Below are 26,436 nucleotides of genomic sequence, written 5' to 3'. Positions count from 1 at the left end.
TGTGTTTACTCAATAATAACCTTTTTGTTTGTTTCACCTTTATTAGTATTCATTTTTACAATGTAAATACCAGTTGGTATTTGCTTCTTGATTTCTAATTGGTACGTATTTTTTTGTTCCTTAATTTCCCAAACACTTACTTTTTTACCAAGAATATCAAACATCTCTACTTTATTGATTTCTACATCACCATCTTTAGAAACTATAATATTGTGGTTTTCATTGTCTGCATAAATATTTGTAGATGTTGATAAAATTTCGTCATCTACACTAAGTGCAGCATTTTCTATAAAATTAAGTACAAAACGATCTGTATAAACTCCCTTTTCTAAAGTTAAAGTTATTTTCTCGTTTTTAACATCATAAGAAGTTCCTGTAAGTTTATCTGTAATATAGATGTCTCTAGAAATATTTTGAATTTCATCTACCATTAAGTTTACTTGTCCAGAATAATCCATTACTAATTCTAAAGGTACTTCTAACTCATTAGATATTCCTTGTACACCTGCAATTACATAGTTGTTATCATCATTAGGGAATTTCCAGTAGATGTCTGTATTAGCAGTTCCGTAAACTTTAGAATCATATCCTTTGTCAAAATCAAATGAGTTCGTTTCTTGAAAAGAAACTGCTATTTGATGGTGAAGTAATGTTTCCTCTGTGTTCTTGTATTCGAAACCTAGTTTAATAATTGGTAACAAGTTAGCTGTACTAGTCGTTTTGCTACTTTTTTGACTTGTTTTAAAGAATACAGATTCATCTCCCTCTGTAACGTAAGCTCTTTGGCTGTTGTTAAAAACAATTGGAGCACCACCTGCTTTGTCTCCTTCAATAAAGAATCCTTGACCTATTGCTATATAGGGTAGCGGCTCTTTGTACTCTTGATCACCTAAACCATAAGTTCCGTTATTATCATTAACACTAACACCTTCTATTTTATCTGCTGCGACTCCTGTAACGTAGTTTATGGTTGCATATCCACCAATGTAACCACCAAATATGTGACCATCGATTCCGCTTCCTTCACCAAGTTCACTTTCATGATGTTCCCAAAAGTAAAGTGTCCCAGTAGTATGCGCATAATTATCTTGTATAAATTTCTTAGTATTCATAGCAGAAGCATAAGGATTACCAACTAAATAACTTTCTCCTGAAGCTATTTTAGAAGTTGTGCTAAAATCACCATCGTTAGGCGTACCAGAGAATGTATAATTCTGTGCTCTTCCAGGGCCTTTAAAAATATAACCTTCACCTCTGTTTATAGTACCACTTTTATATTGATGTGCCCAATCAGATCTACCATCAGATCCAGGTGCATAGGTGTATATCCAGTAATCAGCTAGTGAAATACCTGTGCTAGTAAATGAACCATCATATCCATCAATAAATGTAATTTCCTTTGGATTACTTGGGGCAGTACCGTCTCTTAATACACCTTCTATTGTGTAGTTGTTTACGCCAGAATTAACAGGAGAACTCATGTAACCATATCTATATAAACTTGGTATTTCTGAGTTTTGATCTACTAAAAGGTTCCCCATAGTTCCAGAAACAGAGCTCGTAATTGTACTTGTACCTGTATGTGTTTGTACTAATTGAGCTAAAGTACCTGCTAAACGAATATCTCCATCTAAAGTAATATCATTAGTTACTACTAATAATTGGTCTGTTACTGTTAGTTTTTTACTTGCATTTACTTTTAATTTTCTAGCACTTAATCTATCTTCAGAATGTTCGAAATTTTGATCAATTACTACTGAACGAGATCTATCTGGATATCCATTTGTATAAACATTGTTACTATTTGTTGAAGTAGTAATATCAATTCTATGTAATCCTAATAAAGTATTAGACTCTACATTAGAAGATGTAATTTCAGAGATTAAAGGATCTTGAGGGTGCCTTTTAGTTCCTGTAACATCTGTTTCTCCTACTAATTGAAATGGTGTTATTGCATCATCTATAAATACTACCCAATCATTTGCGTTATAATCTTTGTTTGTTGTTAAACTTTCGTCTATTCTAACAACAGAAGTGTTGTTAGTAACATTAGAAACAACATCATATCTATGATCCCAAGAATAAACTCCATTAGATGCAGATAATATAATGATATCGTTAATAGTATCATCTAAATCTGTTAATGCATCATTATCTACAATTGTTCTACCTGTTACTAATTCTGGAGTAAGAGTATTACTCGAGTTTCTAAATAATACTGATTTCCCAGCAAGTAAAGGAGTTGTTAAAATGTAAGAAGCATTAGGAGCAATATTTGTTTGATCTCCTATTTTATCTTTAAATAAATGAATTTTCACACTATTTGCAAGAATTGTAGAAGCACTTATGTTAGTAATTTCTATCCATTTTTCATTTCCAAGGTGATATACTTGCGTTATCATAACATTAGCAGCTTCTGGAATATCTCTATAATCTAAATCTCCACCAGTATTAACATCATTGTCTTCATCTCCAAATGCATCTTCTAAAGAAGTATCTAAAATACTTGTGTTGGTTACCTTATCACCATCTCCTGATCCATCATTTACTGTAGATCCTGCAATATCAGAGTCATCATTATCGTCGAATGCATTGTCTAAACCATCATTATCATCATCTTTACCAGAAGCAACATCTAATAGGTGTCCGTTTTCTGCAATATCAGGAATATTATCATTGTCTGAATCTAAATCTAAATAGTCAGGATTATCTGTACCATCTGTATTTTCTGGAATCAAACCAATCTTATTATCATCTTCGTAAATATCATCTACACCATTATTATTTGTATCTGTTATTCCTGTAGCTATACCAGATGGAGCTTTATATCCAATAGTTGTCTGTGCTTCTATATTATCAGGAATACCGTCATTATCTGCATCAATGTCTAAAAAGTTAGGAATGTTGTCCTTATCTTCATCACCTTTTGTGTATGTATTTGGTTTTCCATTTCCGTCTGTATCTTCACCTGTTATTACTAAAGGTGTACTTGAATTTATAGCCCCATCTACAGCGTCATCAAAACCATTATTGTTTGTGTCTGTGGTTAGTGTACCATCAGCATTAATAGTATCTACTTTACCGTCTCTATTAGCATCAGTTCCTCCAGCTTCAATAATATCTAGAATACCATCGTTGTCTGAGTCTAAATCCATGCTATTTGGTATGCCGTCTCCATCTGTATCTAAGTTTTCTAGATTATTACCTCCAGCAACATCAGCATCATAAAGGTCGTCTAATCCATTACCGTTTGTGTCGTTTACAAGAGTACCGTCTGCATTGATATTATCTACTAATCCATCTCCATTAGTATCTATACCACCAGCTTCAATTAAGTCTGGTATCCCGTCATTATCTGAGTCTAAATCTAAAGAATTAGGTATTCCGTCATTATCTGTGTCTTCGCAATTGTTTGGAAAAATACTTACTAAATCTAGAGCAGCTCCAATTCCTATAGAACCTGGTACAGGAGGAGATGCTTGAAACTCTAATGATGTTTCTGTTGTAGTAGCTACAAATACTGTAGTAAAACGATACCATTTTTTAGGCCCCACAACTCCGTTTACAGCACCTTCTGCTATTGCGGTTAATGTTTTATTCAAAATATTAGAACTAGAAGCGTCTTTTACTTTTACATTTAAAGTAACATACTGTCCTGTTTCATGACCAATATCTTCTCCCCAATAAAAGGTTAGTGTATATTCACTACCTGGTACTGTAGAAAAAGTTTGTGAGAGAATATTGCTTACACCATCAGTTTTATCATTATTACCAAGAACATCTATGTATTGGTTTCCGCTATAAGCGTCTGCATAATTACTAGTTGACCAATATGGAGATTGTCCTCCAACCCATCCGTCTAGGTTTTGTGTATAAGACCAACCTGTTAAAGTGTTTGTGTTTAATCCTTTTCCTATAAATGTACCATAATTATCTGTTCCTCCGTTTGGAAATTCAGATGCGTTTGAAAAATCTTGAAGCTCAAAATCTCCATTTATAATTAAGTTACCACAACCTTCATCTGTATCTAAAATACCATCGTTATCATCATCTAAATCATAAAAATCTGGAACACCATCGTTGTCCGTGTCTTTAATGTCTCTATAATCTAGATCTCCGTTTCCAGGGAAGTCATTATCTTCATCTCCAAAGGCAATATCTAATTCACTTGGTGTAGTTACAGTTTTCTGTGCACTTGATCCATCATTTACTGTAATTCTTGAGTTTTCAGAATCATTGTTATCGTCAAAAATATCATTTAAGCCATCACCATCTTCATCTGCATTGATGTCTAAAATTACATTATTTGCAGGATCACCGTTTTCTACAATATCAGGAATCCCATCATTATCTGAATCTAAATCTAAGTAATCTGGATTATCTTTATTGTCTGTGTTTACAGGGATCAAACCAATAATATTACCATCTTCGTAGTTGTCGTCTACACCATTTTTATTAGTGTCTAACATTGCTCCATCAGGATTGCTTGGTGCTATATAACCACTAGTTGTTTGTGCTTCTATATTATCTGGTATACCATCATTATCTGAATCGATATCTATATGGTTTAATTTACCGTCTCCATCATAATCCTTACTTGGATATGAGTTTGGTTTACCATCTCCATTTGTATCTTTACCTGTAATTATTAAAGCGTTGTCTTTGTTTTCTGCTATGCCGTCTTGACCAACATCTCCATCAACAAGGTCGTTAAAACCGTCGTTATCAATATCAACCCAATTATCTACTTTACCATCTCTATCTTCATCTATACCACCTGCTTCTATAACGTCTAAAATACCATCGTTATCTGAATCTAAGTCTTTGGTGTTTGGAATACCATCTTTGTCTGAGTCTGGGTATGTAATTGCATTGGTATATGTACCGCTATTTACATCATAAAGATCATCTAAACCATCGCCGTCTAAATCATTTATAAGTTTTCCTGTTGTTGGGTTTATGTCATCTACTTTACCGTCACCATTAGTATCTACACCTCCAGCTTCTACAATATCAGGAATACCATCATTATCTGAGTCTAAGTCTAAATGATCAGGAATTCCGTCGCTATCTGTATCGATAGATTCACCATTTCCACTTACCATTTTACCTGTAGTATCAGTTTCTACAAGAGCAATACCGTTTGTACCACCTGCCCCTGGTCCATCTGTAGCATTTTCATCATAAATATCTGCTAAACCATCTTTGTCTTCATCTAAAATTGAGTCTACACGCCCGTCTTTATCTGTGTCAATACCACCTGCTTCTATTAAATCGGGGATACCATCATTGTCTGAATCTAAGTCTAAATGATCAGGGATTCCGTCGTTATCAGTATCAATAGAAGTACCATCTCCACCTATCATTTTACCTGTTTCATCCGTTTCTACAAGAGCTGTACCATTTATACCATCTAATCTTGGTCCATCAGAAGCATTTTCATCATAAATATCTGCAAGTCCATCTTTGTCTGCATCTAAATTTGTGTCTACACGTCCGTCACCATTAGTATCTACACCACCAGCTTCTACTAAGTCTGGAATACCATCATTATCTGAATCTAAGTCTAAGTGATCAGGAATTCCGTCACCATCAGTATCAATAGAAGTATCATTTCCACTTATCATGTTACCTGCTGCATCCGTTTTAATAAGAGCTGTACCATTTGTACCACTAGCACCAGGTCCGTTAGAAGCGTTTTCGTCATGAATGTCTGCTAGACCATCTTGGTCAATATCTGTAGTGTTATCTACCCGCCCATCTCCGTTAGTATCTATACCACCTGCTTCTACAAGGTCTGGAATACCATCGTTATCTGAATCTAAATCTAAGTAATCTTTAATACCATCTCCATCTGAATCTGGATTGGCAATTGGTGTTCCTGCAACCCAATTAGGTGTGTTTCCTGCAGAATCTGTATCATCGTACATATCTGCTAAACCATCTCCATCTAAATCGACCATACTTGTAGGGTCTCCTGCAATTGGATAATCTATTAATCCATCACCATTTGTATCTATACCACCTGCTTCTACGATATCTGGAATACCATCGTTATCTGAATCTAAATCTAAATAATCTGGAATACCATCTCCATCCGTATCTGTTAGTGGACAGAAATTCATTGAGGTTATTGCAGAAGTTACTGTACTGTTATTACCATCTTGGTTAGATTGTTGTTTACCTGTTCTTATTGTAATCGTATCTACTAAACCATCTACTGAAAAAGTGAAAGTGTTTTCTGTAACATCAGTTCCACCACCATTTTGGTGACCTACAATTTGGTTTGGTTCTACAAATTGCCAACCATCACTATCGCTAAAGTTATTTGGATTAAAATTAGTGAAATTAGAATTATCTACAGTTTTAGGCAAACCATTATAAGAAGCATTCATCTCATAATAATCATGACCATTTACTCCTGCTACTTTAAAAGATAACCCAGAAACTGGTTTAGGAAATGTTATTGTTATCGTTGCATAATTTCCTGTAGATAAATATGCTGTTCCTTTAGGTTGAAAATATATGTGTTCTCCAATAGCATCATTTGTATTTATTTGAACACCATTATCTGTTAAATACGCACTACCATTTAAAGCAACATCTACATCAAAGGATCCGTTTGAAAGACCTTTTAGTGGTAATTGTGAAGCTAAGTTTGTACCTGTTGTATAAGGGTTTAATGCTATTTCGTTTATACCCGAAACTGAGCCTTCAAAACAATTTGCAGAATCGCTGTATTCTACTGAGTCTGGGATACCATCATTATCAGAATCTAAATCTAAGTAATCTGGAACACCATCACCATCTGTATCTAAACAAGTAGCGTTATCAGAACTATCTGTTACAGCAGAAGTTGTACCTGTATAACCATCGCTACCAAGGACTGTACCTGAGGTAGAAATACCTGTACCGTCTATTTCTCCATCATTATCTGCATCTGTAAAACGAGCTTCTTTAACATCAGAACACCCATCTCCATCTGAATCTTTATTTATATAATCTGGTGTACCAGGAGTTGTTTCTCTTGGTATTAAGCCAGTACCTTTACAAGATATTGCGTCTGTACCTGTTATAGTAACTTTTACTCCATATATACGAGCTTCGTTAGTTTCATAAGTTCGTATTTTTAGATATTCTGATTCTCCAATTGTAGTGTAAGTGTAAGTACTAGGACCACTTGTGTTAATATTGGTGAATTCTTTAAAATTACTTCCTTCATCTTGACTAAAACTAGGTTTGTTAGTCTGCCTTACTTGAAATTTTGTTGAAGTTGTAGTTGCACCTAAATAAAATGTTACTTCTGCACCATTAGGTATTGTTTCTGCAAAATCAAAAATAATATAATAAGGATTTGATCCGGGATATGTAGAAGGACCTGTAGCAAAAGTAGTACCAGGATTACCTATGGTATTACTAGTGTTTGTAAAATGTCTTGAATCTGTAATAGCTGTAGCATAGAATGTACTCCCTGGAATAGCTGGTATTTCACAAGTGTCATCATAAATATCTGCTAAGCCATCGTTGTCTAAGTCACTTAAATTGTCAACTATTCCGTTGTTATCTGTATCTGTTCCACCAGCTTCTAATAGATCATAAATACCATCATTATCAGAATCTAAGTCTAAGAAATTTGGAAGATTATCTGAATCTGAATTAGTAGGAACTAACCCTGATCCTGCTGAACTTGGTATACCATCTTCATTTACATCTCCATCTGCTTTACCATCGTTGTTGTTATCTGTTCCACCAGCTTCTATAACATCAGTAATACCATCGTTATCAGAATCTAAGTCTAAATGGTTAGGAATTCCGTCTCCGTCAAAATCATAAACATCAGGTATACCGTCATTATTTGTGTCTGTATAGTCTGTAGTACCACCTGGTCCACCATTTCCATTATCTTCATTATCTTGGTAATTAAATATACCATCATTGTCTTCATCTCCATAAGGATCATTTCCACCACTTTCTACAGTATCTAAAATACCATCATTATCACTATCTAAATCTAAGTAATCTGGAACGCCATCACCATCAGAATCACGTCTAACAGTAATTGTAACTGTTGCAGTGTCACAAGTTGCTGTATTTGGAACTGGTAAACATACTTGGTATTTAAAAGTGTCTACTCCTACAAAATTTGTATTTGGTGTGTACTCATAAGTACCGTCTGCATTAAACACTAAAGTACCGTTACTAGGGGTTGAAATATTACTGTAAGTAGAACCATCTGGTACTTGATTGTTAGTTGTAACATCACCATTTAAAAAAGTTTGGTTCCAAATAATTTCTTCTTGAGAGTCCGTAGCATAAGATTGAAGTATGAAAAATTTTCCATCACCATGATCTCTTGTAGCAGCAGTTAATTGAACTCTAGTAATTTTAGAGCCAATAGGAGCTATTTCACTTAAATAAAATAAGGCAATCCCTATCGTTCCATTATTCTCTACAACTCGGTCTGATAACCAATAATCTGAATTTTCACTTGGCTCTTTTACAGTTCCCTCAGTACCTATGTTATCGCCAGTACCGCTACCTGTACCACCATGACCTCGTTCAGTAATAGAATTTGCACGTACAAAAGTTTCTCCTAAAGGTTGTTCTTTTTCACCAGCAGAAGGTATACCAAAAACTTCAATATGGTAAGCGTTGTTAGCGTTTCGCTCTGTAATTGCTACAATTGCTCCTTCATTAGAAGGAATTGCAGGAGCATATAACAATGATTGTCTTTGTGCATCTGTAGTTATTTCTGCATCAAATTTATAATTAAGATTTCTTCCGTTTTTACTAGATGTAAAATAGTGGTTTAAATTTTTATCTTTAAAAGCTGCTAAGGCTGCTGTATTCCAAGCATCACTTCCAAATCCATTTACTGAAGAATTTGAATTAGATCCACTACCTGATATAGGTGTTTTACCATTTTCTTTAATGGCATTTTGACCTTGACCATCTGGCCCTAATTGGGTTAATTGATAACCTGAAGGAACTGCGAATAAATCAAACACTGTGCCATCTACCGTAAAACTTTTTATGTTAGCGGCATCTGTTCTTTTAGTTTGATCACTAGCCCATTGAAAACTGACACCTTCTTTAATGCTTATTGCGTTTGTAGGTGTAGTTTGCGCTTGAGTATTTGTGATAAAAAAGAAAAGGAAATTACATATAATTAACCCTTTTACAAATAAGTATTTGTTTTTCATATATTTTACTTTGATAACTTTGATTTTTAAATTTGCAGCACATTTTATTGCAGATTGCTACATTTAACCACATAAGAAATTTAAAAGCGAGAACAATTATTCTAAACAAGAACCTATAATAGGTTTTGTCTAAAAGTAAAAGTCACTTTTATCTCTAAAGATTAAAATGAATTACTATTCTATAAGGAGAATTTGTTTTTTTATGGCTAATTCTTGTCCAATAGCTACTTCATGCTTTAGAGCATGAATTGGCCTGTTTAAAATTTTAAACATTGGCAATGAAAACAACCACATTTTGTGTTGTTTAAAAGCTTTTTTTATTATTTGAACAAAATAAAAGGGGACCTGCATTTTAAAATGAAATATTCCCCCAAATATTTTCATTCTGTTTATGAGCTTGGTCATTAAAAAGAAATTTATAAAGTACAAAAATAGTTATTATTTTATTTGTTACATCATTTTTGATACTTATTTTTATTGTAAGTCACATAGTTAGGTTCTTTTTTTTTACTATTATTTAGTAGTGTAAGTTGTAAAATATAAGGTTTTCTTATAAAATGTAAGGTTTTTTATCTTAAAAATAAATATGGATGATTAACTTGTTGTTTACTATTCTTATGCTTTTGTTGTTAAGACGGTGTTATGTTTGTTTTTTTTGATAAAATATTAGATATTTAATAGGTGAAAGTTTGTTTTTGTAAATAAAAAATTATATTATTGGTATGTCTAATGAAATTTACTGAATTAGTTTTTAGAGTTTTAGATAAATTACTTGTTAAGATAATTGCTATGTTATTTTACTAAAATAGGAACAAACATCATTGTGTATTTATTTTAGGTGAGAATTATATTTTTTGCCCCTAAATAATAGTATAAATAAGTTTATGAATTTTTTAATCCCCCGTAAAAATGAAAAGAAAAACAACTCAAAAAAAGTTCACCCTTTTATTCGTTTCTAGTATTTTAAATACTTCTGCAGAGAGTAATAATAAGGTGAAAAGACTTACTAACAAGTCTAAAGCAAGTAAAAATATATTTGCTGTTGATATTCTTGGTAAGCCTCCGGAGAGCCAAGTAGTACCTTTAATTAATATCCATACTTCTTTTAATATGGTTATGAAGGTGAATAGTAAATACCGTCTAATGCAGGTTGATAAGACAATGCGTAGAAATCTAAAGGTAGCGTAGTAGGTAATTGACTAGGTTTAGTCCTATAAAAAAAATACCCTATTTATTATTTTATTAAAATTCATAACAAACACAATAGTTAGAATAATTATTCTGAGGATAATATTATATGTATATAATTTTAATCTAGAAGAATAGCATACAAAAAGTTTATAATTTTTTTAATTCCCCGAAAAATGAAAACAAAAACAACTCAAAAATGGTTTACCCTTTTATTGGTTTTAAGCATCATAAATGTTTATGCTACCAATGATAAGGCAAATGGTATTGAAGGTCCACCTAAGACAAAAACAACAAAAAAATCACTTGTAGTCAATACTATTGCAGGTTTACCTAAAAATGTAATTGTACCGTTGGTAAATGATCTTACTTATTTTGATGGGGTTGCAGTAGATGGAACTGAAACTTGTACTGGAGTAGGGGTATCTGAAGTATGTACCCCTGAATGGAGTACACCTCCTGGAGTTGATACTTCAGGAAATGCTGTAGACTCAGATTTAACTAATTCGACATCTACAATAGCTACTGTTGCAGGAACTAATACATTAACAATTACAGCTCCTAGTGCATTAGGAGATTTTCCTGCAGGAACTTATGCCGGTTTTAATATTGGTACGGGAGTAGGTTTGCTTAGTACAATAACTATTAATTTATATAAAGACGGTAATCCAACTTCAGTAGCTTCTTATATTCCTTCGAGTGATGTATTGTCGCTTAATTTAGGTTTTGGTTCAAGTGCAAGTATTGGTTTTGTATCACCAGTTGCATTTGATGAGATGAGAATTTCTGTAGGTGGTTTGGTTACCACCTTAGAAGTTAACTATCCGTTTGTGAAAATTTATGAAGATACAAGTAGTGCTTTAGCTTGTAATACAATGTCGGAAATTTCTTTGGGTACAGGCTACGCAATGGAAGTAGATGATGTTGGTCAGGTTGGTGTTAGTTTAAATCTTTTAGGAACAACAGGTATTAACCCAGAAAATGTATTAGATGGTAACGCTAGCACTCATGCTAATTTAACAGGAGGTGTCCTTTCAGTAGGAGCGTTACGAACTGTTTATTTATCAGTAAAAAAACAAAGAGATTTTGAAGCTAGTGCATTAGTCCCTTTTGCAGGAGGTACTTATGCTGGTTTTAATATAACTACAAATGCTGCTGTGGATTTAAGTGTGTTAAGTACATTAAAAATTACCACTTATTTAGGTAATGTAGAACAACAGTCTATAAATGTTACTGATGCTCTTGTGGGGCTTCCTCTTTTAACAAGTGCTACAAGAAATGTAGGTTTTGTAACAGCTGCAAGTAAACCTTATGATGAAATTAAAATAGAGCTTTCAGATACTCTTGGTGTTAGTTTAGGTGATTTTAATGTAAATTATCCTGTTATAAAAGAATATTGTAGTAATACAGATACTTTAGATTGTAATACTCAAGTAGCTTGGACAAATACAGATTATCCAGTAGAGATTAAGACATCAGGTACTGGTTTAGTAAGTGCAGGTGTTAATATAAATGGATTAGAGAATATTATAGATTCAGATACAGATGATTATGCAGAATTAGGTTTAGATATAGATGCTTTAGGTTCGTTAGAAATTGGTGTTTATGATGTTTTGGACAATTACGTAGCTACAACAACGAATCCTTATTATGTGGGTTTTGTAGTAGAATCAGAATCTCTTGTAGCAATAGATTTATTAAGTAATACCACTATTTCTACTTATTTAAACGGAACTTTGGTACAGTCTAAGTCTGGAGGTCCTCTTTTAGTAGGTGCTCCTTTGTTAGCTTCAGAAAACAAACAAACTATTGGTTTTTCTGCTACACAAACTTTTGATGAAGTTCGTATTAAATTTGCAGCGCCATTAGCAGCAGTTAATTTAGGTACCATTAAAATTTACAATAGCTTTATTCAAAAAATGTGTTCAACAACTTTAGAGTGTAATACTTCTTACGCTTTAAACGCACCAACTTTTTCTACCTATATAGATTTTAAACAAACAGGTGTTTCGGGATTAGCGTGTGTAGGTTGTAGTGTTGCTAATGCAGATAATGTAATAACAAGTGACGATACAGATTATGCAACAATTAATATTTTAGCAAGTGTTGGTGGGTCAGCTAGTTTAGCCGTAAGAGATGCAACGAATAGTTTTCCTGCAGGATCATATGCTGGTTTCTCCCTAAATTTTAATGATGCTTTAGTAAGCCTAAGTATTTTACAAAATAGTTTAACGATTACTACTTTAAGTGCTACTGGAGTAGAGTTAGAGTCTAGTACCGCAGGTAACTTAATCGGGTTAGAGTTGTTAACAAATATTATTGGAGTATCTGGTTCTGGAGATCTTAATCTTGGCTTTAAAACGACGCAGGCATATTCAGGAATAAAAATTTCTGCTTCAGCATTGGTAGGTGTTTCTTTAGATAATGAAATTAAAGTTTTTGGAGCTTTCGTAGATACAAGAGGGGCTACAGAAGGAAGTTTTGCTACTTGTTTAGTCGATACAGATAATGATGGAATTGATGATAGTTTAGATATTGATGATGATAATGATGGTATTATTGACATTATAGAGAATGGTAATTGTCCGATTGAAGATAAAGTAGAAATTGTAGAACTGTATAGTGAAGATTTTGGTACGGGTACCGGAAGATCAGATAATCCTTATATTTTAAATCATTCGTATGACACTGGGGGAGCTATTCCAGATGGTTCTTATGCTGTTGTGTCTTCGTTAACTCCAGGCTTAGGGCATTACAACCGTACAGATCAAAATGGAGATTTAGATGCAAATATAGATGAGTTTAGTGGCCCTATAGGAGGTTCATCAAACGGTAGGTATTTGTCTATTAACATGATTAATGAAGGAAATAAGGAGTTTTATCGTCATACTCTTAATAATTTAGTTATTGGTGCAGATTATAGATTTCGTTTAGATATGTCTGGATTATGCAATGGATGTGCTGATGCACCTATTTTTAGATTAGAAGTACAAGATAGTAATGGATTAACTTTAAAAACAGCTTCTTCGGTAGGAGTAACTAATAATGATGAGTGGGAAAGGGTTGTCTTAGATTTTACAGGTAGTACTGATGAAGTAGATATTGTAATTTATAACGACCAACCCAACGGTGGTGCAGGTAATGATGTTGGGGTAGACAATATTGTTTTTAGTGTTTTACAATGTCCATCAGAATTTAATGATGAAGATAATGATGGTATTATTAATAGTTTAGATTTAGATTCTGACGGAGATAGTTGTCCAGATGTTATGGAGGCAGGGGTGCCTGGTATTTTAAAAACAACAAATGTAACTAATGGAAATGGAACCGATGCTTCAGGAAATATTAGCGAAGCTACAGATAATGCTATTTTAGATATTGCAGCTTCTGGTCAATCTGTAGGTAGTAATGGTTTAGTAGCAAGTATAGAAACAGATGATACTGCAAGGGCTATTACAACTTATCCTTCCAGTTATTTAGCCTATGCATTAAATAACAGTATTAATGGCTGTGGTACAGCAATGATTACGCAAGTATTTCAGTCTGATGGAGAGCGTTGGATTGAGGTAACTAACATAGATCCTAATAATATTGTTGCTCCAAATACAGCTAATGTTGCTTTCTATAAAGATAGAATATTAGATCCATCAGGTTTATTGTCTCCTACAGCTGTATTTGCTAATACAAGTAGCATTGATGGAGGAAAGTCTATATTAATATCTATGGGGGCTGTTACAAATAAATTATCTACTGCAACAGAGCATGTAAATACAGGAGTTACAGATTTTAGTGATGAAAATGATATTATTGTATTAACAAAAGACATTGATTATAAAGCTTGGGTTAATAGAACAGATGTAATAAGAAATATTGCAGATAGCACAAGTTATGTGCGTATTGATAGCATTTCATTACCAAACACAACTTTTGAGCCTGTAGAATGGATTGCTTTTATAGATGATGAGATTACTACTTATACAGATTTATTAACGGATGCTACTATAGAACGTCATGCTCATGATCCGTTGTTATCTGAGATTGCTTCAGCCAAAGTAAATGCAAACACAAGACCCGGATTTCATAGATTTGGGTTAACAGATAGAATAAGTGGAGATTGGTCTAACGGTTATCCAGATAGATCTAGAGAAGTTGTAATTTCTGAAAGCTATGAACATATAGAAAAATTAAGTGCCCGTAAATTAGAAGTTAAAAGTAATACAGTGTTTAGTGTTACAGATCATTTATTAGTAGTGACCAATAACATCGTTTTAGACGGTGAAATTAGATTGGTGAGTTCAGATGATACAAACAAAGCGCAGTTAGTGCAAACACATGACGGAGTAAAGCGAATTACAGGTTCTGGGAAGTTATTGGTAGATCAAAAATCTATGGTGCCTAGTATGTATAGATATAATTACATGAGTTCTCCTGTAAATACTATAGATGAAAGTACTTATACCATAGAAAGTGTTCTAAAAGACGGTACAAATCCTTTAAGTCATAGTGGTACAATTGGTCAAGGAACTACTGATATTGCAAAAAATATAACTTTTATTGGTGGTTATAACGGAACATGGAGTACAGACCCGATATCCATAGCAGATTACTGGGTGTATACCTATGCTAATGGTGCTGGATCTAGATCTAATTGGGAGCATAAATACAAAGACCAAACAATTTCTGAGACGGATGGTTTTATTTTTAAAGGTTCCGGAAGTCTAAATCAAAATACGAATGGGCAAAATTATACTTATGTGGGAACACCAAAAGATGGAGATATTAGTACAACAGTTGGTGCAGATGAATCTTATTTAGTAGGAAACCCTTTTGCAGGAGCTATAAGTGCAAAGAAATTTATACAAGATAATACGAGTTCTATAACAGGTGCTTTATATTTCTGGGAACATGCCGGTGAAGAAAGTGGTTGGGGAACCGCAGGGCATAATTTTGGTGGCTACATAGGAGGTTATGCTATTAGAAATATTTCTATGGGGTTGTCTGCGAACCAAGTAGAGGCTAATAATGGAGCTGATACTACAGTAAGTTTAATCGAAGCTGAATCTTGTGACAAAGTAAATGGAGCAATTGAATATACAGAGGTAGTGTCAGGTAACTCTATTACGGGTGTTTTAATAAATAATTATAATGAAGGGCTTTCTTTTACAAGTAATACCGATGCAGATAAATTGTTTGTTTCTTACAGAAGTGTTAATGATATACCTCTAGGAATTAGGGTAAATGGCGGTAACCTACAAATACTTCAGTTGGCAGATTCAAATGTTAAGTATGAACAAGGGAGTCTTCAATTGGATATTAAAGTTGGTGACCTTATAGAGTTTTCATATACAGATAATTCAGGGAATTCTGGCCTGTATATAGATTCATTTACTCTAAAAGGGCGTGTTGCACAAGCAGGTGTTCCATCTGTAGGTAGTGGAGATTATAAAGTGCCAGCTGCATATATTGCTATGGGACAAGGTTTTTTTATAGAAGGAGATAACAATGGTGGTCCAATCGAATTTAATAACAGTCAAAGAGAATACATTCAAGAGGGAGAGGAGTCTATTTTCTTTAAAACTGATGGTCATTCTAAAAAAGAAAGTGAAGCTCTAGTAAGTAAGCTTCCTATAATTAAATTAGGTATGGATTATGTAAATGAAGAAGGTTTAGGTCTACATAGACAAATAGGTATTTCTTTTAAAAGCGACAATTCTTTTGGATTTGAAAAAGGGTATGATGCTGCAATGTTAGATGTTGGTGAAACTGATTTTTATTGGAAGTTTCCAGAAAATGATGGTAAATACGCTATTACTGGAGTACAAGAAATAACTGACGATTTAGAAGTTCCTTTATTTATTTCTTTGTTAGAAAATGGTACTGTAAGTATTGGTGTTGATGAATGGGAGGCTATTGATAGAGATGTATTTATAAAAGATAAATTAACTGGTAAAGCTTATTTAATTAATAGCGGAAAATTCTCGTTAACATTATCGGCCGGAAGTTATACAGATCGTTTTTTCTTAGCGTTTAAAGAAGTAACAAATACAACTTTAGATGTTGCAGATGAAGCTGTTATTTTAGATAAAAATATAACGATCTTCATAGATAAAACTACTAAAGAAATAGTAATTAATAACAACGATAATTTGCAACTTAGAACGGTTAAGTTATTTAATCTTTTAGGGCAAACAGTTGATCAGTGGAGTAACCTAGATCAAGAAGTAGCGCAACAAAGATTAAAAACAAAGAAATTATCTAAAGCTATTTATATTGTTAATATAGAAACAGAGAAAGGAAAAATTTCAAAGAAAATAATATTAGAGTAGCGTGGGGAAAAATGACGTTTGTAATTTATAAACGTCGAGGTTAATTATTTTTGAGAATAGTTCTATTGATTTTTATTAAAAAAAAATCATTAGAGCTATTCTTTTTTCTTTTATTTATAGAGATTTCTGTATTTTCGTTCTTTATATTTCTATAAATTGAATTTAAACCATCCCATAACATATATTAAAGGAATTAGTGTACAAAGAGCAACGCTTATGTACACCGAATTGGGTATAAAAACATGTAATGATTTACTAAACTTCTTTCCGTTTAGATATATTGATAAAACCGCATTTTATGCGATAAAAGACTTACAACCAAATTCTTCTGAAGTACAAATTGTAGGGAAAATTACACGCGTAAAATCGGTAGCTCAAAAAAGAGGAAGTAGGTTAGTAGCTACTTTTCAAGATGCAACAGGTTCTATGGAGTTGGTTTGGTTTAAAGGTCAAAAATGGATTAAAGACTCTTTAAAAATTAATGAACCCTATGTGGTTTACGGTAAATTGAACCATTATAACGGCAATTTTAGTATTCCACACCCAGAATTAGAATTGGTAACGGAATACAAGAAAAAGTTGCAATCTAAAATGCAGCCTGTATATCCATCCACAGAAAGATTGGTGAACTCTGGTGTTTCAAATAAACTAATGCGTACTTATGTTCAGTATGTATTACAGCAGTTTTTTGAAGTAATTACAGAAACATTATCACAAGAAATAATAGACGATTTCAAGTTGATGTCTAAGCGTGATGCTTTGCTGAATGCACATTTTCCTAAAAATCAAGAAAACTTAGCCAAAGCGCAAAATCGTTTAAAGTTCGAAGAATTATTTTTTATTCAGTTGCAGCTATTGAGAAAGAAACTCATCAACAAAACAAAAATAAAAGGCTTTGTTTTTGAAAACGTGAGCGATTACTTTAATACTTTTTATAAAGACCATTTACCTTTCGATTTAACAAATGCTCAAAAAAGAGTACTAAAAGAAATTAGAAAAGACGTAGCTTCAGGTGCACATATGAATCGTCTTTTACAAGGAGATGTTGGTTCAGGAAAAACCATTGTAGCTTTATTAACCATGCTTTTAGCCATAGACAACGGTTTCCAAGCAACAATTATGGCGCCAACAGAAATTTTGGCAACCCAACATTATCATGCAATTTCAGAAATGTTGAAAGACATGGATATTAATGTCGATTTGTTAACAGGGTCGGTTAGAATAAAAAAGCGTAGAGAAATTCATGCAAATTTAGAAGACGGAACGTTGCATATTTTAATAGGTACGCATGCCTTGTTAGAAGATAAAGTGAAATTTAAAAACCTTGGTATTGCAATTATTGATGAACAACATAGATTTGGAGTTGCACAAAGAGCTCAACTTTGGAAAAAAGGAGGGAAAGATCCTTCTCAACCTTCATTTAGCGAAGAATTTCAAGCTGTGCATCAAAAATATATGACTGCTAATCCTTCTGTGTATGCTTTGATGAAGGAATTGCAAGTAGAACGTAAAAAACAAACCACACCAGCAGAACAAGTTCTTTGGCAACAATTAAAGGCAAAAAAGCTAGATTCTAAATTTAGAAGACAACATATTGTTGATGAATTTATTGTCGATTTTATTTGTATCGAAAAAAACTTAATTGTTGAGGTTGATGGAAAATATCATAATACAACAGCACAGCAAGAAGCAGATGATTTAAGAACGAAAATTCTTAGAGAATTAGGTTTTAAAGTTATTAGACTTACTAATGAAGAAGTTATAGGTGATATTGAAAAAGTAACAAAAAAGATAACACAAGAATTACACAACAGTGATAAAAGCCTTCCCTTCGGGGAGGTTGGAGGGGCTTCTCTTCCTCCACACATTCTAGTAATGACGGCAACACCAATTCCTAGAACTTTAGCAATGTCTGTTTATGGAGATTTAGATATTTCTGTAATTGATGAGTTACCTCCAGGAAGAAAAGAAGTAAAAACAGTACATCGATTTGATAAAAATAGATTGTCGGTTTTTAAATTTATGCGCGATGAAATTGAAAAAGGAAGACAAGTATATGTGGTGTATCCTTTAATTCAAGAATCTGAAGCCATGGATTATAAAGACTTAATGGATGGTTTTGAAAGTATTTCACGAGATTTTCCTACGCCTAAATATCAAATCAGTATTGTACACGGAAAAATGAAACCTGCAGATAAAGAACACGAAATGCAGCGTTTTGTAAAAGGCGAAACACAAATTATGGTCGCTACAACGGTAATTGAAGTCGGTGTAAACGTACCCAATGCTAGTGTAATGATTATTGAGAGTTCAGAACGATTCGGGCTTTCTCAATTACATCAATTAAGAGGAAGAGTAGGTAGAGGTGCAGACCAAAGTTATTGTATTTTATTGTCTAGTTATAAGTTATCCGAAGAAGGAAAAACACGTTTGAAAACGATGGTAGATACTACTGATGGATTTAAAATAGCTGAGGTAGATTTAAAATTACGTGGTCCTGGTAATTTAATGGGCACCCAACAAAGTGGTGTTTTAAATCTTAAAATTGCCGATGTTGTTAAAGATTCTAAAATTTTAGTGGCCGCAAGAAACACAGCAATTGCTGTTTTGCAGGAAGATGGTAATTTATCGCAACCAGCAAACAGCAATATTAAAAAGGCGTATGTTGCACTTTCTAAAAACTCTAAAATTTGGAGTGAGATTAGTTAGATTTCTTCAGTAAAACTAAATAGTAATAAGAAAAACAAATACCTATTGCTACCATACCAACTCCAATAAGCAAAGGCGAATTATAGGCGTAACCATAGGTAATTGGCAATCCGCCGAAAAAAGCACCCATGGTATTTCCTAAATTAAAACTAGACTGACCTCCGGCAGCAGCAATACTTTCTGATCCTTCAGCAGAATCTATTAAAAGCATTTGTATTGGAGATGAACAACTAAAAGCAGCAACACCCGTAATAAATGCCATTGAATAACTCATAAATGGAATGTGAGCTGTAAAATAAATGATAATTAAACAGAGCATCATAAATATAAAAGAAACAGTTACTGTTTTTTGAGGTGTAATAATGTCTGCTAATTTACCTCCTAAAAGGTTTCCTATTATCATTCCTAAACCAACTAAAACCATCACAAACGGAATTCCGTCTTCATTAATTTTGGTAATTTCGGTCATTAATGGTGCTATATAGCTTAACCAAGCAAATAAACCACCAGTTCCTATAGAAACCATACCGATTATAACCCAAGCTTTTTTTGTTTTAAAATAGGCCAACTGACTTTTCTTACTAACTTGTGAAAGCGGTTGCATTTTTGGAATCCAGAAGTATATAGAAAGCATCGATAACAAACCAAATAAACTGATTATTAAATACGTGTATCTCCAAGAAAAGTGATGCCCAATATAAGTGCCTAAAGGAACTCCAATAAGGTTTGCAATGGTCATACCGGTAACCATTATGGCAATTGCCTGTGCTTTTTTACCAGGGTCGGCAAATTTTGCAGCCACTACAGAGCCAACTCCAAAAAACGCACCATGTGGCAAACCTGCCATAAACCTAGAAACGAGTAAAAGTGAATATATTGGAGAAACAGCAAATAATGCATTAAAAACAGCAAACAAAAGCATTAGAAAAATTAATACTTTTCTAGGTGAATATTTAGCGGTAAATAGTACTAAAATAGGAGAACCAATAACAACACCTAAAGCGTATAAAGAAATTAAATGCCCTGCAGAAGGAATATCAATATTTAAGTCTTTAGCAATATCGGGTAAAATACCCATCATTGTAAATTCTGTCATTCCTATGGCAAAAGTCCCTAGTGCTAATGATAATAAACTCTTTTTAATCATATAATTTTTTTGACACCCTTTTTTAAAAGTTTGGCAAAAGTACTACATGTAAACTTTCTACAAGACATATAATTGTGAAGATTTGTTTGATTTAAAAAATGGTTTCTATTTGGGAGGGTAACTGTAATTTTCTTATTGTTAGTTTTTTATTTACTTATGGAAGGAACAAGTTTCTGTAAAAGAAGAAACTCATTCCTTAATTAGTTGGGGTGGTTTAAGAAGCTTTAATATTGTTTAAGTGATAAAACCTTAAATCGTGTTCATTTTGTCTCTCTGAACTAAAGTTCGAAATACGCTTTAGGTATCCAATAACTCGTGTTCCGTAGTCTATATTTTTAGAATTGCACTCACAACATTTTTGAAGTGTTTTTTTATCAATATGACCACATTCATTACAAATAGTAATCTTTACATTAAAACAAAAATAATTGCATCCAGCTTTTGCTGTAGCTTCAATTAGCTTAAGAAAACCGTCTTTATTAGGAGCTTCTTCTAGGTTTAAATGAAGTGCAGAACCACCATCTAAATACTTTATAATATCTGTACCATGCAGTATTATTTTATCCAAAGAATTGATAGCATTATTTTCTACAGGATAGAAATAAGAATTATAACAATCTCTGGGTACAAATAAGCCATCTTCTTTGTCCCATTTTGCATTTTTTACACCTAAATTTTCAGCAGGGACAAACTCAGTATTAAACATGTAACCATACGTTACTTTAGCTTCCTTGTTTGCTTCGAAAATTATTTTGAGCTGTTTTGCTACAAAATCTTTATAGATTGGCGTATTTTCTGCTTTTATTCCTTGACTTTCTGCTGCTTCTACCATTCCATTAATTCCGATAGTTAAAAACTGTTTATCAAGTGATATAAAACCAGCATCATAAACCGGAAGCATTCCTGCGTTTTTATATTCTTCAATTAATTTTCTGTAGGCAATTTGATATTTTTGAATTTTATTGATTTCGGTTTTAAGATCTTTACCTTGTTGAATTAAGCGATTCATATTTAGAGTAATCACATTAATCGAGCCAGTTGAAACACCTCCAGCACCGAGAGAATAGCTAAAAGTATTATCGCTAATTTCGTTCCTTAGCCTGCAGCAAGAAGCTAAACTATCTGCGCTTTCAGATTGATATATAAAAAACGAATTTCCTTCGCTTAATTCTGTGGCGCACATATTTGCAAATTCGGTATCTACAGGTTTGCCTTCTTTTACTAACATTGCAGCGGTAACTACCGGAAAAGTTAAAACAGCTTTTTCTCTTTCTTTATTAAACCATTTCATAAAGAACTGTTGTAGTTCTTTAAGGCTTTCCCATTGCGGTTTTGTCATGTCAGGGAAAACAAATTCACCAAATAAGCTATCAAAATATTTTTCATCATACAAAGAAATGTTCCAGAAAACAGATTGATAACCTCTGGCAGCTGCAGGTTGGTTTATGGCGTAAACAGCATGTTGTAAGTGGTTAGAAACCGTTTTTGTATTAGTGTAGAGGTAATCTTTTCCAAAATCTTTTCTAGCAAAATAATCGAAATATAGTAAAAATTCTACAGTTGCCAAAGCACCTGCAAATTGAGAACTTACCGCAAAAACAAGGTTTACAAATTCACCACAATAACTCTCTAAGTGTTGAGGAGCTTTACTTTCTCCGCCCAATTTTGTCAATCCATCAAATAAAAACGGATACATGCTAATAGAAGTGCAATAGGGTTTTAAAGAAGTTTCATCATGTACATAAATTTCATGAGCTTCTATTTGTCTTACATATTCATTAGCTAGTTCCTTGTTAAACAACTGTTCAATTTTATTTTTCACCAACTGCCTATTTACTTGTACATTGATGTCTTTATTTAATTCAGCTTCCATTGTGGCTATGTTTTTTGAAGAAACATTTGCGTTGGCATCTATTTTAGAGCCATCTGCAGCATTGTTAGCGTTAATGTAATTACTGATAAAATTAATTTTTTGGTCTACCTGTTTTTGTGTTAAGCGAATCATAGCTTAATAGTTTTTTAAGAATAAATGATTTAATATATTATTTGTTTTTACGTCTATAAATTGCTGATTTGTATTAGGATTTTCTAAGCCTCCTTTTTTAGAGATCCATTTTCCAGTTTTAAGCCAGGTAAGGTGTTGTTGTAAGTTTTTATCAATCCTTTTTTCACCAGTATATAGACAGGTTTTGTAGCCTTCTTTTTGTGCATATTTAAGGTGATTAATAAGTTCTTTTTGATGCCATTCGCCTCCCATAAATAAAACACAACTTGCAAACCCTTTGTATTTTTGTAATGTTTTTTGGTATAATTTGATAGAGAGTTGTTGTCCGTTTTCTTCTTTCCATAATATGGGGGAATGACAGCCTTTACAACGAATCTGGCATCCACAAATGCTAAAACATATGCTGATTTCACCAGGAACTTCTTGCAAAACAACCTGAATACTAGAGTAATTCATGTTCACGAAAATTATAATCAATAAAATGTATTTATTGATGGTTAATAATGTGTCAAAAAGGTACGATAACCAATGATATAAGTAGATACATCGTGCCAATAACCTTTATCCCGAAAGCTCGACTAATAGGAAATTGGCAGGTCTTCTGACTTACTCTAGTTTTTACGTCTTCCCATTTTAGAAATAAACAGTGACAAAGAATGTAACAACCTTTAATAGAGCTTACAGCTGCGGGAACAGTACAGGTTTTTCACCTGTTTCCCTTTTAATTATAACAACTAAAGCTGTTATTAGAACCAAATTCTATTCAAATTTAAAAATGATTTAACTACTTTTACTCTAGCAGATAATAACTTGTTAAGAAACTTATGAACAGCTTTTTTTTGTTGACTTAGTTGTTTATATAGTTTTTATTTTAAAATTTAACTTTATTTTTTTTAGAATATTATCCGAATAAAGAAAAAAAATAGGTTTTATGACAAACTTTAAATCTTATTAAACTTCTAACAAATTCCATTTCGTCATTCTTTTTAAAGTGTCTATCTTTATCCGCTGTAATTAGTCACTTATTTAATGGAACTGTACAAAGAAAATCAACTGAAAGTATACAACTCTTTAACAAAGAAAAAAGAGAATTTTAAATCTATAACAGACGGATACGTTGGTATGTACGTTTGTGGTCCAACCGTTTATAGCAACGCACATTTAGGTAATGTTAGAACTTTTATGTTCTTTGATGTTGTGTATCGTTATTTATTGCATTTAGGCTACAAGGTACGTTATGTGCGTAATATAACCGATGCAGGTCATTTAGAAAACGATGCAGATGAAGGTGAAGATAAAATTGCTGTAAAAGCTCGTTTAGAACAAATTGAGCCGATGGAAGTTGTACAGCGTTATACTGTAGATTTTCATGATGTTTTAAAAAACTATAATTTTTTACCACCAAGTATAGAGCCTACTGCAACCGGACATATTGTTGAGCAGATAGAAATGATTAAAGAAATTATTGATAAGGGGTTTGGGTACGAAGTAAATGGTTCTGTATATTTTGATGTACACGAGTACAATAAAAAAGAAAATTACGGAATTCTTTCAGGAAGAAAAGTAGAAGATTTATTAAATAATACCAGAACTTTAGACGGGCAATCTGACAAGAAAAACCCACAAGATTTTGCACTTTGGAAAAAAGCGGATGAAAAGCATATTATGCGTTGGCCTTCTCCTTGGAGCGATGGTTTTCCGGGTTGGCATTTAGAATGTTCTGTAATGAGTACAAAATATTTAGGCGAAAGTTTTGATATACATGGAGGTGGAATGGATTTAAAATTTCCACATCACGAATGTGAAATCGCACAATCTAAAACATGTAGTGGTGTAACTCCTGTAAATTATTGGATGCACACAAATATGCTTTCTTTAAACGGACAGAGAATGGCAAAATCTACAGGAAACTTTATTTTACCAAATGAAATTTTATCTGGAGAAAATAACATTTTACCAAAACCATTTTCGGCAAGTGTTGTTCGTTTCTTTAACATGCAAGCCAATTACAGAAGTATTTTAGATTTTTCTGGTGATGCTTTAGAAGCGTCTGAAAAAGGACATTCTAAATTGATGGAAGCGGTTAATTATTTAGATAAAATTGAAGCAGGAAAAACATCTACTTTTAATGTTCAAGAATGGAAAACAGCTTGTTATGCTGCCATGAATGACGATTTTAATACACCAATGTTAATTCCACAATTGTTTGAAGCTGTAAAGGTTATCAATCAAATCAAAGAACATAAAGCAAGTTTAACTGCAGAAGATTTAGCCGAATTTATAGCTACAATTAATGCATTTGTTTTTGATGTTTTAGGGTTGATGAATGAAAATTCTCAAGACAATTCAGAAAAAATAAATGGAGTTGTAGAATTGCTAATAAAGCTAAGAAAAGAAGCCAGAGAAAATAAAGATTGGGCATTATCAGACCAAATTAGAGATGAACTAATTACATTAGGAATTCAGCTAAAAGATGGTAAAGAAGGTACCACTTTTTTAATCAATTAAAGAGGGAATTATGAATTTCAAGTTTTTGAGTGTAATTGTCATTTCGAAAGAGGAACGATTGAGAAATCTCATAATCAGGATATATTCATTTAATTCTTAAATTTTAATCATTGAAAAAAATACTGTCTTTTCCATTTATATTGCTAGTTCGTTTTTATCAAGTCGCAATTTCACCATTTACACCAGCAACTTGTAGATACAGTCCAACGTGTTCACACTACACCATTGAGGCATTACAAAAACATGGTTTAATTTCTGGTGGATGGTTAGCATTAAAGAGAATATTTAGTTGTCATCCTTGGGGAGGAAGTGGTTATGATCCTGTTCCGGAGAAGAAAGAAGAGTAGAAAAAAGACATAAGACTTTTTGACTTATGACTAAAAAAGAAATACAATTGTCATCTCGAGCGCAGTCGAGAGATTTTTTTAATAGTACGTATTATAATAAGGTCTCGACTGCGCTCGACCAGACATAGAATAAGAAATATATGAGCTTTTTAGCAATTACTTGGGATCCTTCAATAGGAATAGATTTAGGTTTTTTTGTTGTGCGTTGGTACAGTTTAATGTTTGTAGCAGCATTTTTATTAGGTTTAAGACTAATGAAGAAGATTTATGTTGAAGACAAAATTCCTGCAGAAAAATTAGATGTATTATTTATGTATGTCTTTGTTTCGATGCTTGTAGGAATGCGTTTAGGAGATGTGTTTTTCTATAGCTGGTCTTATTATCAGAATCATTTATTAGAGATATTTTTACCGATAAAAGAAAGTGCAAACGATTCTTTATTCGGGATTATAAAAGGATGGAAATTTACTGGTTTTACTGGTTTTGCTAGTCATGGAGCTGCAATTGGAATTCCTATCGCAATGTATTTTTATGCAAAAAAACACTTGAATAAACCTTGGTTATTTATCTTAGATAGATTGGCAATTATGGTTGCTTTGGCAGGTTTCTTTATTCGTTTTGGTAACTTTTTCAATTCAGAAATTTACGGAAAAGCAACAGGTTCTAATTTTGGAGTCATTTTTAAAGCGGCAGGAGAAACGGAGCCAAGACATCCAACACAATTATATGAAGCATTTAGTTACTTAATATTGTTTTTTGTGATGTGGCATTTATTTTGGAAAACAGATAAAAAAGAACAAACAGGATTTCTTTTTGGTCTTTTTATGGTAGTACTTTGGTCTTTACGTTTCTTTATAGAATTCTTAAAAGAAGCACAAGTAGATGGTAGAGAAGATTGGGTTTTTAACTCCTTAAACACAGGTCAGGTTTTAAGTATACCATTGGTTTTAATCGGTTTTTGGTTAATGTTTAAGAAATCTAAAAAAGCTGGAAACAAATAGTT

The 26,436-nt window shown here is 32.9% G+C and carries 10 protein-coding genes and 1 riboswitch; of the genes, 6 read left to right on the top strand and 4 right to left on the bottom strand.

Annotation, left to right across the window (positions count from 1 at the left end; translation table 11 throughout):
- Positions 1-5 precede the first annotated feature (5 nt).
- Positions 6-9,203 carry an Ig-like domain-containing protein gene (locus tag WHD08_RS06760; protein WP_340833654.1) on the bottom strand — a complete coding sequence of 3,066 codons (9,198 nt, stop codon included), beginning with the start codon at positions 9,201-9,203 and terminating at the stop codon, positions 6-8.
- Positions 9,204-10,112: 909 nt separating this feature from the next.
- On the opposite strand from WHD08_RS06760, the gene WHD08_RS06755 reads away from it, so the two are divergent.
- From WHD08_RS06755 to WHD08_RS06745, 3 genes are all read left to right on the top strand, one after another.
- A complete protein-coding gene (locus WHD08_RS06755; protein ID WP_208888752.1) occupies positions 10,113-10,391 on the top strand; it encodes a hypothetical protein in 279 nt (92 codons plus the stop codon).
- A 176-nt stretch (positions 10,392-10,567) separates the two neighbouring features.
- Positions 10,568-16,717: a T9SS type A sorting domain-containing protein gene (locus tag WHD08_RS06750; RefSeq protein ID WP_208888753.1), complete on the top strand. Its 6,150-nt coding sequence runs from the start codon at positions 10,568-10,570 to the stop codon at positions 16,715-16,717.
- A gap of 156 nt (positions 16,718-16,873) precedes the next feature.
- Positions 16,874-19,426 carry a DUF559 domain-containing protein gene (locus tag WHD08_RS06745; RefSeq protein ID WP_261973755.1) on the top strand — a complete coding sequence of 851 codons (2,553 nt, stop codon included), beginning with the start codon at positions 16,874-16,876 and terminating at the stop codon, positions 19,424-19,426.
- On the opposite strand, the gene WHD08_RS06740 is transcribed toward WHD08_RS06745, so the two are convergent.
- The 3 genes from WHD08_RS06740 to nrdG form a co-directional block, all read right to left on the bottom strand.
- Positions 19,419-20,570, bottom strand: a complete 1,152-nt coding sequence (locus WHD08_RS06740; protein WP_165734012.1) for an MFS transporter — start codon at positions 20,568-20,570, stop codon at positions 19,419-19,421. The two genes, WHD08_RS06745 and WHD08_RS06740, sit on opposite strands and share 8 nt — an antisense overlap.
- 217 nt (positions 20,571-20,787) lie before the next feature.
- Positions 20,788-22,578: an anaerobic ribonucleoside-triphosphate reductase gene (nrdD, locus tag WHD08_RS06735; RefSeq protein ID WP_208888754.1), complete on the bottom strand. Its 1,791-nt coding sequence runs from the start codon at positions 22,576-22,578 to the stop codon at positions 20,788-20,790.
- Positions 22,579-22,581: 3 nt separating this feature from the next.
- The gene (gene nrdG, locus WHD08_RS06730; RefSeq protein WP_165733990.1) at positions 22,582-23,034 is read right to left on the bottom strand and encodes an anaerobic ribonucleoside-triphosphate reductase activating protein; all 453 of its coding nucleotides are present in this window, start codon (positions 23,032-23,034) and stop codon (positions 22,582-22,584) included.
- A gap of 118 nt (positions 23,035-23,152) precedes the next feature.
- Positions 23,153-23,350, bottom strand: a riboswitch (cobalamin riboswitch).
- A 257-nt stretch (positions 23,351-23,607) separates the two neighbouring features.
- On the opposite strand from nrdG, the gene cysS reads away from it, so the two are divergent.
- The 3 genes from cysS (at position 23,608) to lgt (ending at position 26,434) form a co-directional block, all read left to right on the top strand.
- A complete protein-coding gene (gene cysS / locus WHD08_RS06725; RefSeq protein ID WP_208888755.1) occupies positions 23,608-25,086 on the top strand; it encodes a cysteine--tRNA ligase in 1,479 nt (492 codons plus the stop codon).
- 110 nt (positions 25,087-25,196) lie between these two features.
- On the top strand, positions 25,197-25,433 hold the full coding sequence (yidD, locus tag WHD08_RS06720; protein ID WP_208888756.1) for a membrane protein insertion efficiency factor YidD: 237 nt from the start codon (positions 25,197-25,199) through the stop codon (positions 25,431-25,433).
- Positions 25,434-25,573: 140 nt separating this feature from the next.
- On the top strand, positions 25,574-26,434 hold the full coding sequence (lgt, locus tag WHD08_RS06715) for a prolipoprotein diacylglyceryl transferase (RefSeq protein ID WP_208888757.1): 861 nt from the start codon (positions 25,574-25,576) through the stop codon (positions 26,432-26,434).
- The last annotated feature ends 2 nt before the right edge of the window (positions 26,435-26,436 follow it).

The organism is Polaribacter sejongensis, assembly GCF_038024065.1.
GTDB classification, from domain to species: domain Bacteria; phylum Bacteroidota; class Bacteroidia; order Flavobacteriales; family Flavobacteriaceae; genus Polaribacter; species Polaribacter sejongensis.
This window is presented reverse-complemented; position numbering and strand designations above follow the sequence as displayed.

Coding starts and splice junctions, on each gene's coding strand:
- cysS (WP_208888755.1), top strand. CDS start 23,608: ATGGAACTGTACAAAGAAAATCAACTGAAAGTATACAACTCTTTAACA.
- WHD08_RS06750 (WP_208888753.1), top strand. CDS start 10,568: ATGAAAACAAAAACAACTCAAAAATGGTTTACCCTTTTATTGGTTTTA.
- nrdD (WP_208888754.1), bottom strand. CDS start 22,578: ATGATTCGCTTAACACAAAAACAGGTAGACCAAAAAATTAATTTTATC.
- WHD08_RS06755 (WP_208888752.1), top strand. CDS start 10,113: ATGAAAAGAAAAACAACTCAAAAAAAGTTCACCCTTTTATTCGTTTCT.
- lgt (WP_208888757.1), top strand. CDS start 25,574: ATGAGCTTTTTAGCAATTACTTGGGATCCTTCAATAGGAATAGATTTA.
- nrdG (WP_165733990.1), bottom strand. CDS start 23,034: ATGAATTACTCTAGTATTCAGGTTGTTTTGCAAGAAGTTCCTGGTGAA.
- WHD08_RS06760 (WP_340833654.1), bottom strand. CDS start 9,203: ATGAAAAACAAATACTTATTTGTAAAAGGGTTAATTATATGTAATTTC.